The organism is Nocardioides daphniae, assembly GCF_004777465.1.
GTDB lineage: Bacteria > Actinomycetota > Actinomycetes > Propionibacteriales > Nocardioidaceae > Nocardioides > Nocardioides daphniae.
The window spans coordinates 294,494-306,457 of record NZ_CP038462.1 but is presented as its reverse complement, the minus strand read 5'-3'; the positions used below and the strand labels follow the sequence as shown (position 1 = coordinate 306,457).

The following is an 11,964-nucleotide window of genomic DNA, read 5'->3' as shown; positions in this document are numbered from 1 at the left end:
GGCCCGTCATGGAGCAGCGGCGAGGTCGCGGCACTCGCGCGGCCACCGCGCCCCACGGGTCACCCGCCGGCAGGCGTCCAAGCCCTCCAGCGCCGCGGTCAGGGCGGCGACCTCGTCGGCGTGCTCGGGGTCGGCGTACGCGTTGCGCTGCTCCCAGCCGACGTCGGCGTAGGAGTAGAACTCCCAGCCGGTCTGGCGGCCGGGACGCCGCGGGTCGAGGTCGTTGCGGATCAGCAGGCCGGTGCGGCTGCGCACGGCCGTGTAGCTCGGGATCCGCTGCAGCTCGCCGCCGGTGAACGCCAGGTCGGGGTCGTCGCCGACGGTGTCGGTGGTGTGCTCGTGGAAGACCAGGTCGCGGTCGGCCCGGGCCGGGTCGGCCAGGGGAGGCAGCAGCGAGGTGCCGGCGCGGTAGGGCGCGGGGCGCAGGCCGGCCCACTCCTCGAGCGTCGGCGCGAGGTCGATGTTGGAGGTGATCTCGGCGCGCTCGCCGGGCGCGATGCCGGGGCCGGCGACGATGAGCGGCACCCGCACGTCGGTGTCATAGGCGGTGCCCTTGCCCATCCGCAGCCCGTTCTGGCTGAGATGGAAGCCGTTGTCGGAGGTCAGGATGACGACGGTGTCGTCGTCGACCGTCTCCAAGATCCGGGCGAGCGTGCGGTCGACCGACTGGACCATCCGAGCGCGCTCGCGCAGGTACTGGGTGGCGACCTTGCGGCGCAGCGGCGACCGGTCGTTCCAGGCGCGCGCGGGGGTGCCGTCGGCCTTGAGCGGCACGTTGTCGCTGGTGTCGTCGTCGATGCCGGGCAGGTCGTCGTGGGCCCGCAGCTGCCCGCACGGCACGGCACCGCAGTTGCCACGCGGCGTACGCACGCCGGGGCGGTCGCGGAAGGCCGCCGGGAAGACCGGCTCGTCGGGCCATGCGCCCTGCGGGTTGGTGCGGTTGTGCGGGGCGTAGGGGTTGACCTGGAGGAACCAGGGGTCGTCGGAGTCGGCGTGCGCCTCGATGAAGTCGATCGCGTAGTCCTCGATGACCTGGCCGGCGTAGACCGCGTCCTTCTCCTCCGCGCTGGCGCTGGCGGCCGGCGTCGGGTGGTGACGGACGACCACCTGGCCGTCGACGATGTCGACGCTGTCGAAGCCCCAGCCGTCGTAGGCCGAGCCGAAGAGCACGTTGAACTGGTCCCAGCCCGGGGGCACCGTCGGCAGCTCGTCACCCGGGTCGTACTCGTACTCGTTGAGGTACTTGCCGACGAAGCCGGTGGTGTAGCCCGACTTCTGCAGCCGCAGGCTGACGGTGCGCGCGTCGTTGCCGTAGTCGCGGTAGGCCGCCCAGCCGCCTGCGGGGCCCTCGCCGGCGGCCGACTTGGAGCTGTTGGTGAGTACGCCGGTCTGGTGCGGCAGCTGGCCAGTCATCAGGCTCGCCCGGGAGACGCAGCAGAGCGAGTCGACCACGAAGTGGTCGAGGGTGGCGCCGCGCTCGGCCAGCTCGGCGGCGGTGGCCATGGTCGGCAGCAGGTCCATCGAGAAGTCGTCCATCAGGACCATCACCACGTTGGGGCGGGTGCCCTTGAGCACCGGCCGGGCGCCCCCGCCCCGGGCAGGCGGCTCGGGGGTGATCGTGCCGGTGGGGGTGGGCGCGGGGCCGACGGTCCGCTCCGCCTGCGGCTCCCCGTCGCTGCAGCCGGCGAGCGCGGCCACCGAGACGCAGAGCGCCGCCACGAGGGTGGCGAGGCGGCGGCGTCCGGCGGCCATCAGTCGACGAGCAGGTCGGTGACGAGCTCGTTGATGAGGTCGAAGCCGCGCTCGGTGAGGATCGACTCGGCGTGGAACTGGATGCCTCGGAAGTGCGGGCCCGACACCAGGTGGACGTCGCCGGTCTCGGCGTCGGCCTCCACGGTGACGCCCTCGGGGAGGCCGGCGTCGCCGACGCGGCCCACGAAGGTGTTGTAGAAGCCGACCCGCTCGACCCGGTCGTTGATCTCGACGGTTGCCTGGGTGCCCTGGAAGACGATGTCCTTGAAGCCGAGGTCCAGGCCCAGCGCGTGGCAGAGGGTCTGGTGACCGAGGCAGACCGAGAGGAACTTCTGCCCGCGCGCCAGGAGGCGCTCGGTGGCGGCGCGGAAGGTCGCGATCTTCGGGTCGTCACCGTCGCGGGGGTCGCCGGGGCCGGGGCCGACGATGACCAGGTCGTAGTCGTCGAGCGCCGTCTCGGTCCAGGCCTCGTGACGCACGACCTCGCTGCTCATGCCCAGCACCCGCAGGACGTGGCGGATCATGTTGACGAAGTCGTCCTCGCCGTCGAGGATCCCGACCCGCTTGCCGGCCAGCGTCGGGTCGGGCGTCGCGCCCGCCTGGTCGGTCAGCCAGAAGGTCGACAGCCGACGGTTGCGCGACTGCAGCGCGATCAGCACGTCCTCGTCGCGGGCCAGCTCGGCCAGGCCGGCGGAAGGGGATCCGGCTGCGGGCACCAGGCCGAAGGCCGACAGGATGCCGCCCGCCTTGGCGTGGGTCTCGGCCACCTCGTAGTGCGGGTCGGAGTCGCGCACCAGCGTCGCGCCCGCGGTCACGGTCAGCGCGCCGTCCGGGCGTACGTCGGCGGTGCGGATCACGATCGGGCTGTCGGCCGTGGGCTGGCCGGAGGAGTCACGGCCGAGCAGCGCGAGCGCGGCGGCGTAGTAGCCGCGGCCGCCGTCCTCGTACTTCTTGATCAGCTTGCACGCGTTCTCGACGGGGCTGCCGGTGACCGTGGCGGCGTACATCGTGTCGCGCAGGATCTCGCGGACGTCGCGGCTGGAGCGGCCGGCGAGGAGGTACTCGGTGTGGATGAGGTGGGTCATCGGCTTGAGGAACGGGCCGAGCACCATGCCGCCCTGGTCGCAGATGTCGCACATCATCTTGAGCTCTTCGTCGACGACCATGAAGAGCTCGTAGATCTCCTTCTCGTCGGCGAGGAAGTCGAGCAGGGCCGGCTTCAGCTCGGCCACCGAGCGGCCGCCGACGCGGAAGGTGCCGGAGATCGGGTTCATCCGCACGTCGCCGCCGTGCACGGAGACGTGGCGCTCGGGCGAGGCGCCGACCAGGAAGCGGTCGCCGGTGAAGAAGCAGTAGGTCCAGTAGGCGCCGCGCTCGCGCTCGAGGAGGCGACGGAAGACGGTGAGCGCCTTGGCGGCGCTCCAGTCGGCGACGACGGCGGTGTACTGGCGGCCGACGACCAGGTTGGCGCCCTCGCCCTGCCCGATCTCGTCGCGGATGATCGACTCGACGACCTTCGCGTAGTCGTCGTCGGAGGTCTGGAAGCCGCCGCGGTCGGTGAACTCGATGCCGTCGTCGGTGATCGCCTCGAGGACCGACTCGACGGAGAAGCGCTGCTCGGTCTCGATGTCGACCACGACCAGCGGGGTGCCGTCGTCGTGGGCGGCGAACCCGCGCTCGGTGACCTGGTGGAAGGGAACCGCGACCAGGCGGTCGAAGCGGCGGCCCTCCTCGGGGAGGCCCTCCTCGAGCGGGACGTCGGTGAGCGAGGTGACGGTGCTGCGCGGGCCGCCGATGAAGGTGACGACGTCGGGGTCACCGGGCTCCTTGCGTGCCAGTCTGACCACGGCCCACGCCTCGTGCCCCTGGAGCTCGGCGAGGGCTGCTCGCACCTCACCTGCTTCCTGAGGGGCGTCGTCTGCGTGGTGGTAGTCATGGCGCAAGGCTAGTTCGGGCGCGCGGGCGCGAGTGGCGCGGTCCAGCACCAAGGCAACGCTGGGCGTCCCTGGTCGGACGCTGTGTGAGCCACGCCACAGAATCAGTTAACGATCATTCACCACTTTCGGCGTCGGAGAAGGCAGACTCGTCGCCATGTCTGAGACGCCCACCACCCTCGTGCAGTACGCGGTCGACGACGCGGTCGCGACCATCACCCTCGACTCGCCGCACAACCGCAACGCGTTGTCGCGCCAGCTGGTCACCGAGCTCTTCGGCCACCTGGAGGCCGCCCAGGCCGACCCGGCCGTGCGCGTCGTGCTCATCCAGAGCAGCGGCAAGGTCTTCTGCTCCGGCGCCGACCTGTCGGAGGCGAGCACCGAAGGCATGGAGGAGGGCACCCGCAAGATCATCGCCCTCCAGCGCCTGGTGGCGACCATGGACAAGGTCGTCATCACCAAGAACCTCGGTGCCGTGCGCGCCGGCGGCATCGGCATCGTCGCCTCCGCCGACATCTCGATCAGCGCCACGGAGGCCACCTTCGCCCTGACCGAGGTCAAGCTCGGCCTGGCGCCGGCCATCATCAGCCTCTCGGTCTTCCACCGCATGGACCCCCGCTCGGCCTCCCTGGCCGCGCTCGGCGGCGAGACGTTCAGCGGGGCGGACGCGGCGGCGTACGGCCTGGTCACCAAGGCCGTGCCCGCCGAGGAGCTCGACGCGTACGTCGACGGCCTGGTCGCCAAGGTCGCGACCGGCGCCGCGCAGGGCATCCGCGAGACCAAGAAGGTGCTCAACCGTGAGCTCGTGGCCCGCATCGACGCCGACGGCGACGACATGGCCGAGCTGAGCGCCCGCCTCTTCGCCTCCGACGAGGCGCGCGAGGCGATGATGGCGTTCCTGTCCCGCCCGAAGGGCTGACCCGCCCGCTCTCGAAGGCTCGCCACGAACTCCTCCGGGTCGATGTCGCCGCTGGCCCCGAGGGTGATGACGACCTCCTCGTCGGCGTCCGTGGTCCAGGTCGGCTCCACGACGACCTCGAGGACCCGCTCGTGCGCCCGGGGGTCGTCAAAGGAGACGACCTGCGCGCCAGCCTCTTCGTCTCCACGGTGACCAGGGTCCGCACTCGCATGACGCACACCGTGCTGCGGCTCGACCCTGACCACGGTGCCCTCGAGCGCGAGCGCTGACCACGACCGACCAGCCTGTCCTTCGGAAGCGCGTCCTCCAAGCGGGCGGGTTCGTCCTGGACCGCCACCATCTTCACGGGCATCCCTCCCGGGTGTGACGCCCACCTGTCTCGCCCGGTTCCCGAGCACGAGGCGACGCCCGCACGACCGCGTACATTGCGCCGCACAGGGGGAGGCCGACGTGCACCGCAGAAATAGTTCCGACGCAGGGGCAACCGATCCGCGGGGCCAGACGGTCTCGACAGACATGACAGCCACACTCGCCGCCAAGTCGGCCCGCTCGGGAAGCGCCGCCCGGGACCACGAGGTCGACTTCGACGACTTCGTGGCCACCCGCTCGGTGGCGCTGCTGCGCACGGCCTACCTGCTCACCCACGACCACGCGCTCGCCGAGGACCTCCTCCAGACAGCGTTGACCAAGGCGTGGTTCGCCTGGTCGAAGATCGACGGCCACCACGAGGCCTACGTCCGCCGGATCCTCGCCACCAGCTACGCGTCGTGGTGGCGCCGCAAGTGGAACGGCGAGCGGCCCAGCGAGGAGATGCCCGAACCCGCGCCGCACCGCGACGGCGACTCCGACTCGGCCCACGACCTGTGGGTGGCGCTCGGACGGCTCCCACGCCGACAGCAGGCGGTCGTGGTGCTCCGCTTCTACGAGGACCTGTCGGTCCAGGAGACCGCCGACGCCCTCCACGTCACCCCGGGCACGGTGAAGAGCCAGCTCAGCAAGGCCCTCGCCCACCTCCGCATCGACCCGGCCCTGGCCGACGACGCGTTCGCCACCCCGACCGCCTCCGGAGAAGGAGAGCAGCGATGAACGACCTCAACGCCATCCGCCGCGCACTCGACACCCACAGCCACGCCCTCGGCAGCACCATCGACGGCGTCACCCGCTCCCGGCAGGTCCACGACCGCATCGACTCGTCGAGGCGTCGCCGCAACCGCGTACGCAGTGGCCTGGCGCTCGCTGCCGTCGCTGCGGTCGCCGCGGTGGTCGTGCCGCAGCTCGGCGGCGACGGACCGGACGCGGCCGACCGCACGGTCCTCGGGATGCAGGCGCCGTCGACGGTGGAGACCCCCGCCTACAGCTACCGCTTCGCGGAGGGCTTCGAGGGCAACACGAAGCGGCTGCTCAGGGTGGAGATCGAGGCCAGCGACACCCCTCGCATCCTCACCTGGGCCACCGCGACCGACGACCAGGACGTCCAGGTGCGCGTGCCGGAGAGCACCGCCTGGGACTCCAGCCGCGACGACTTCGCCGACTGGGTCGAGATCGCCCCCGGCACGGAGGGCACCGTCGAGATCGCCAGCAACACCGGCGCCGTGGGGCTCGGCGCGGCGCTCTACGAGGCCGACCCGAGCGCACTGGAGGACGTGGTGACGGGCTTTCACGGTGAGTACTTCCGCGCCGGAACTCCCACCGCCGAGCGGATCGGTGCCGCCGTCGGCGACCCCGGACAGCTCGACCTGCGCATTCCCTTCGACGGCTCGCACAGGCGGATCTCGGTGGAGTTCTCCTGCAAGGGCCTTCCGGCCGGCGCCGTCATCCACGCCGGCTGGGACGGCAGCGGCTCCATGGCTGACGCGGGCGACGCCTGCCAGGACGGCGAGGGCCGCGGGCAGGACGACCTCGGCCTGACGTTGAACTGGATGAGCCACGACACGGCCACGTTCAAGGGTGAGGCACGGGTCTGGGTGGCCCGCTCGGAGGACGACGAGACCCCGCTCGACCCCGCCGACCACCCCGATGCCCGGCTGGCGGGCGCCGTCTACACCCCGACCGTCGACGTGGTGCCGGTGCCCGGCGCCGACATCACGCTGGACCGGACCTACCTGCACGACAGTCACCTCTGGCAGCTCAAGGAGGTGTACCCGAGCACCGCCGACGGCCGCGTGATCAGCAGCATCGCGCAGGACGGCCCCGCCCTGGCTGTCGTCTCGACGACGGCACGTGGCAAGAAGCAGACCGTCGCCACCGTCGTGCTGGCCGACGGCCGACAGATCGGCGACGGCAGCAAGTTCGGCCTCTGGGACGGGGGGACGGGAACCGAGTACGCCGTGCTCCCGCGAGGCACCGGACGCCTCGAGACGCAGGCGAAGGTCGAGGGCAAGGGCCCGGCGCCGACGCAGCACGTCGGCGTCTATCGCCTCCTCGACTGACCGCCTCGTCCCAGACTCCCCCGCCCGCCCGTGACCCCGGGCGGGCGGGGGTAGTCTTGTCCACTTGTCTGAGCCGGTGACCGCCGTCGTGGAAGTGGAGAGAGCAGAGTTGCCCGAGGAAATCGTGGAGCGCGAGGTCGCCGCTGAGCAGGCCTTCGTCGACCGGGTGTACGTCCAGCTGGAGAAGTCCGCCACCGCCGCGCAGCAGCTGGCCAAGGAGGGCCACGGGCGTGGCGCGCTCGGCCACGAAGGTGGTCTCGTCGAGCGCGACGCCATGGTCTTCCAGGCCGCCAAGCGGATCGCCCAGCTCGACGCCGCCCACGAGGGTCTGGTCTTCGGCCGCCTCGACCTGCGCCCCGAGCTCGACCCGGCGCCGCGCTACATCGGCCGCATCGGTCTGCGCGACGACGACCGCGACTCGTTGCTGATCGACTGGCGTGCCCCCGCCGCCGCCGTCTTCTACCAGGCCACGGCCGCCGAGCCGTCGGGCGTCGTACGCCGTCGCGTGCTGCGCGCCGACCACCGCACCGTCGTCGGGGTCGAGGACGAGCTGCTCGACGACTCCGTCGAGACCGACCTGCCGATCGTCGGCGAGGGCGCCCTGATGGCGCAGCTCTCGCGGGCCCGCGACCGCTCGATGCACTCGATCGTCGCCACCATCCAGGCCGAGCAGGACAAGGCGATCCGCGCGCCCGGCAAGGGCGTCGTCTCCATCTCCGGCGGCCCCGGCACCGGCAAGACGGTCGTGGCGCTGCACCGCGCCGCGTACCTCCTCTACTCCGACCGCCGCCGCTACGAGTCCGGCGGCGTGCTCGTCGTCGGCCCCTCGGGCGTCTTCATGCGCTACATCGAGCGCGTGCTGCCCTCGCTCGGCGAGACCGCGGTCGCGCTGCGGTCGCTCGGCGAGGTCGTCGACGGGGTCCGTGCGACCCGCCACGACGTGCCGGCCGTCGCCGACGTCAAGGGTGCCGCCCGGATGGCCGAGCTGCTGCGCCGCACCGCGCGCCAGCAGGCGCCCGGCAGCCCGCGCGAGTTCGAGATCTTCTGGCGCGACACCAAGATCCGCCTCGACCCCTCCCTGCTCGGCAAGCTGCGCCGCCAGCTGATGTCGAACGGCGAGCGCAACCGCCAGATCTCCCGCGTCGCCTCGACGCTCCTCGACGCCATGTGGCGCCAGGTGCGCAGCGACCGTGGCCGCGAGCGCGGGCGCGAGCTCTTCAACTCCGACATGCTCGACGACCGCCGCTTCCTCGACTTCGCGGTCGAGTGGTGGCCGCCGCTCGACGCCGCCGACGTGCTGACCTGGCTGCGCGACCCCGCGCTGCTGGCCCGGGTGAGCGACGGCGTGCTGAGTGCTGAGGAGCAGAAGCTGCTGCTCGACTCGTGGGCCGGCGACCCGAGCCTGAGCGTCGAGGACGTCCCGCTGCTCGACGAGCTGCGCTACCTGATCGGCGACGTCCCGCTGCGTACGGACGAGGACCACAGCCTCGACGACCACGTCGGCGGCGACCTGCAGGAGCTCACCACCGTCTCCGACCGCGAGTTCGCCGGCGGCCGCTCGTGGCGCCCGCCGACCTACCGGATCGACGACGACCCGTTCGCGCACGTGCTCATCGACGAGGCGCAGGACCTCACGCCGATGCAGTGGCGGATGGTCGGACGCCGGGGCCGCACCGCCTCGTGGACGATCGTGGGCGACCCCGCCCAGTCGTCGTGGCCGGTGCGCGCCGAGGCCGAGCAGGCCCGTGCGGAGGCGCTGCAGGGCAAGGAGGTGCACTCCTTCCACCTGTCGAAGAACTACCGCAACTCGTCGGAGATCTACGCCCACGCCGAGGCGTACGCGAAGCGCGTCGGCCTCGACGCCGACCTGCCCGAGGCGGTCCGCTCGACCGGTGAGCACCCGGTCGTGGTGCCGGCCGGCGACGACCTGCAGGCGACGGTCCGCAAGGCCGTCACCGAGATCGCGGGCCGGGTCGCCGGCACCGTCGGCATCGTCGTGCCGGTCGCGCGCCGCTCCGAGGTCAACGGCTGGCTCGCCTCGTGGGAGGAGTTCGCGGCCGACGCCAAGGGCGCGCGCGCCGCGATCGACGACTCCGTGGCGCCGTCCGGCGACGACCGCGTCGTCGTGCTGACCGGCGTCGACACCAAGGGACTCGAGTTCGACGGCATCGTCGTGGTGCGACCCGAGGAGATCGAGTCCGAGTCGAGCACCGGCCGCGCGACGCTGTACGTCGTGCTCACCCGCGCCACGCAGCTGCTGACGGTCGTCGAGGGCTGAGGCTCCCGGCGGGGGCGTACGCTGATCAACCCCCGGCGGAGGAGTCGACATGGTGGAGCTGGTCCGCAGCAACGACGTGGCGCTGGTGGGGATGATCGAGGCGCTGCTCCAGGACGCCGGCATCCCGCACCAGGTCACCGACCGCAACATGAGCGCGATCGAGGGGTCGATCATGGCGATCCCGATGCGCGTGATGGTGCCCGACGAGCAGGAGGTCGAGGCGCGTCAGCTGCTGACCGACGCCGACCTCGGGTCCTGGCTGCGGCCGTGACCACCCCCGAAAGGTGACCCATGGCTGACCTCCACGCGGTCGAGGCCAGGATCTGGGCCGCTCTCGCCCCCTACCGCGGTGACCTGGAAGAGTCGTCGATCTACGGGATGCCGTCGTTGCGGTGGCCCGGCGCCAAGGCGCACGACTACTTCGCGGCGGTGCAACGCAGCGCCAGGAAGGTCAGCCTCTACGCGATCGCCGTCGACGCCTGGCCCGAGACGTTGACGGAGGCGTCCGACCGCTTCCGTGCGCGGCGGACCGGGAGGGCGACCTTCTCGTTCCCGGACCTGGACGACGAGATGGCGCAGGAGCTGGACGCCTTCCTGGCGCGGCTCTTCGTGCCCTACCGGGGGCACCACTCAGGAGTCACGCGCCCTCGAAGCCGTTGAGCAGCAACCAGAAGACGGCCACCCCGACCAGAGCAGCCAGCAGTCCCCAGCCGACGCCGGTGAGCGCACGACGTACGGTCGTGGCGCCCGGACGCGCGAGCGCTGGCAGGACGACGGCGGTCTCGGCGCCGAGCGCTGCCATCACGGCGAACTGCACCGGGAGGATCCAGCTCTCGGTGCCCTCACGGTCGAGGAAGGCCGCCGAGAACGGCAGGCTGACCATGCCGGCCACCAGCAGGATCACTGCACCGATGGCGCGCTGGGTGCTGCGGCCCAGGCCGCCAGGAGTCGAGGTCACGCACGCACCGTAGCGGCCGGCCGCGGCCGGGTCGAGCGCTTTCCGAGCACTGGCCGAGCAGTGGTGCGGGTCAGCGCCCCGGGAGGGTCGGCGGGTCGTCGAGCAGCATCGGGCCGTGCACGATCCGGTCGAGCTCGATGCGGATCGCGACGCGCGTCGGGCTGTCGGAGGGCTGGCGGTAGCGGGCGGCGTACAGCTCGACCGCGCGGGCGATCGACGGCGCGTCGGTCACGACCGTCGCCCGGCCCTCGATCGTCGACCAGCGCGGTCCGTCGACCTGGCAGACGGCGACGCGCGCGCCCTGGGGGGTGGCCGACCCCGCCTCCACGTTCTTCACCTTGCGCGAGCCGGCGCGCGTGATGATCCAGGCGCACTTGTTCTCGGGGTCGAGGGTGACGCCCACCGGCACGACGTGCGGACGACCGTCGGGGCGCAGGGTCGTCAGCGTGTTGAGGTGGTACTCGCCGTAGAAGTCCCACAGCTTGGCGGGGAAGGCGTCCCACCCGGGACGGAAGATGCTCATGGCGTCACCCTGTCACCCCGGGCAAGTCACCCCGGGCAAGTCACCCCGGGCAAGTCACCCCGGGCAAGAAGTCAGGAGCCTTGGGTGACGGCGTACATCGCGTTGGACTCGCCGCCCTGCTCACCGGTGATGCTGACGCTCACCTGGGTCGAGCCCTTGGTGGCGGTGAACATGAGCATCTCCATGCCCTCGGCCTGGCTGCTCACCTTGTCGCTGACCGTGTAGCCGGCCTCCTCGAAGCCGCCCACCAGGTGCTTCTCCTCGGCGGCCAGGTCGGGGTCCGTGAGCGCCATCATCACGGCCATCTCGTTCTTGTTCGTGGTGGCGGAGATGATCGAACGGTCGGCCAGCGGCAGCGGCACGTCGGAGGGGAACCCGCCCGGCATGTCCAGGTCCTCGCCGTAGGCGGTGGTGCCGTCCTCGGTCTCGATCTTCACCGAGCCGTCCTCGGAGTCGATGTCGACGTCCTTGGCCCCGTCGTCCTCCAGCGCCTTCTCGATCGCCTTGTTGCTGGCCTCCTCGACCGCCTTCTCGCCCGCACCGCACCCGACGAGGGAGAGCGCGCAGAGCGCAGCCACGGTGGCGGGGACCGACGCGACGGACGAGGTGACTCATGGTTCTCCTTGGCTGGGTACGAGAGGGCGCTGCAGGATCCCACACCGCCGCGCTCGGGGGAAGACCCTGTCCACCTTTTCTGGACACCACTTCTCGCCACCATCTCCGCGCACCTCCCGCCACCACTTCTCGCCACCGGCCACGCCTGCGCGCGACAAGCGCTCGCCGGGCTGGGAGGATCGACCCATGAGCAGCCCCTACGTACGCCGTCTCGGCACACTCGCGCTCGACGCCGTCCTGGTCGTGGTCTTCGCGACGCTGGGCGCCCGTACGCACCACGACGGCGCCGTGGGCGTCACCGAGGTCGCCGACGTGGCCTGGCCCTTCCTGGTCGGGCTCGGGCTGGCGCATGCGCTGCGCCAGGTGCCGTGGACCGTCACCTCCGGCCTGGTGGTCTGGGTGAGCACCGTGGTGGTCGGGATGGCGCTGCGGCTCGCGACCGGCGACGGCACTGCGCTGGCCTTCGTGCTGGTGGCGACCGGGTTCACCCTGGCCACGCTCGTCGGGTGGCGGCTGGTCGCGCTGCTGGTGGCACGCCGCCGCTGACCCATCCGAC

Annotated in this window: 13 protein-coding genes; 8 read left to right on the top strand and 5 right to left on the bottom strand. The window is 71.8% G+C overall.

Annotation, left to right across the window (positions count from 1 at the left end; all coding sequences use genetic code 11):
• Positions 1-6: 6 nt before the first annotated feature.
• Positions 7-1,752 (bottom strand): sulfatase-like hydrolase/transferase, encoded by a 1,746-nt coding sequence (locus tag E2C04_RS01525; protein WP_135831260.1) that lies wholly within the window; start codon positions 1,750-1,752, stop codon positions 7-9.
• On the bottom strand, positions 1,752-3,644 hold the full coding sequence (locus E2C04_RS01520; protein WP_238694388.1) for an anthranilate synthase family protein: 1,893 nt from the start codon (positions 3,642-3,644) through the stop codon (positions 1,752-1,754). Before E2C04_RS01520 ends, E2C04_RS01525 begins: the two co-directional genes overlap by 1 nt.
• A 199-nt stretch (positions 3,645-3,843) precedes the next feature.
• Between E2C04_RS01520 and E2C04_RS01515 the strand changes: the two genes are divergently transcribed.
• The 7 genes from E2C04_RS01515 to E2C04_RS01490 all read left to right on the top strand — a co-directional run bounded on the left by E2C04_RS01515 (position 3,844) and on the right by E2C04_RS01490 (position 9,972).
• On the top strand, positions 3,844-4,605 hold the full coding sequence (locus tag E2C04_RS01515) for an enoyl-CoA hydratase-related protein (RefSeq protein WP_135831258.1): 762 nt from the start codon (positions 3,844-3,846) through the stop codon (positions 4,603-4,605).
• A gap of 131 nt (positions 4,606-4,736) precedes the next feature.
• Complete coding sequence (locus E2C04_RS17545) at positions 4,737-4,874, top strand: hypothetical protein (RefSeq protein WP_158630552.1); 138 nt, start codon at positions 4,737-4,739, stop codon at positions 4,872-4,874.
• Positions 4,875-5,121: 247 nt separating this feature from the next.
• Complete coding sequence (locus E2C04_RS01510) at positions 5,122-5,691, top strand: SigE family RNA polymerase sigma factor (protein WP_135831257.1); 570 nt, start codon at positions 5,122-5,124, stop codon at positions 5,689-5,691.
• Positions 5,688-7,034, top strand: a complete 1,347-nt coding sequence (locus E2C04_RS01505) for a hypothetical protein (protein ID WP_135831256.1) — start codon at positions 5,688-5,690, stop codon at positions 7,032-7,034. Before E2C04_RS01510 ends, E2C04_RS01505 begins: the two co-directional genes overlap by 4 nt.
• A gap of 109 nt (positions 7,035-7,143) precedes the next feature.
• A complete protein-coding gene (locus E2C04_RS01500) occupies positions 7,144-9,312 on the top strand; it encodes a HelD family protein (RefSeq protein ID WP_135831255.1) in 2,169 nt (722 codons plus the stop codon).
• A gap of 49 nt (positions 9,313-9,361) precedes the next feature.
• Entirely contained in the window at positions 9,362-9,583 is a 222-nt protein-coding gene (locus tag E2C04_RS01495; protein ID WP_135831254.1) for a putative signal transducing protein, read from the top strand.
• 20 nt (positions 9,584-9,603) lie between these two features.
• On the top strand, positions 9,604-9,972 hold the full coding sequence (locus E2C04_RS01490) for a hypothetical protein (RefSeq protein ID WP_135831253.1): 369 nt from the start codon (positions 9,604-9,606) through the stop codon (positions 9,970-9,972).
• Here the strand turns inward: E2C04_RS01490 and E2C04_RS01485 are convergent.
• From E2C04_RS01485 to E2C04_RS01475, 3 genes are all read right to left on the bottom strand, one after another.
• Positions 9,950-10,270 carry a hypothetical protein gene (locus E2C04_RS01485; RefSeq protein WP_135831252.1) on the bottom strand — a complete coding sequence of 107 codons (321 nt, stop codon included), beginning with the start codon at positions 10,268-10,270 and terminating at the stop codon, positions 9,950-9,952. The two genes, E2C04_RS01490 and E2C04_RS01485, sit on opposite strands and share 23 nt — an antisense overlap.
• Positions 10,271-10,340: 70 nt before the next feature.
• Positions 10,341-10,793, bottom strand: a complete 453-nt coding sequence (locus E2C04_RS01480) for a pyridoxamine 5'-phosphate oxidase family protein (protein ID WP_135831251.1) — start codon at positions 10,791-10,793, stop codon at positions 10,341-10,343.
• 71 nt (positions 10,794-10,864) lie between these two features.
• A complete protein-coding gene (locus E2C04_RS01475; RefSeq protein ID WP_135831250.1) occupies positions 10,865-11,371 on the bottom strand; it encodes a hypothetical protein in 507 nt (168 codons plus the stop codon).
• Between the two features lie 223 nt (positions 11,372-11,594).
• Here E2C04_RS01475 and E2C04_RS01470 point away from each other — a divergent pair, with 223 nt between their 5' ends.
• Entirely contained in the window at positions 11,595-11,954 is a 360-nt protein-coding gene (locus E2C04_RS01470; protein WP_135831249.1) for a DUF3054 domain-containing protein, read from the top strand.
• Positions 11,955-11,964 lie beyond the last annotated feature (10 nt).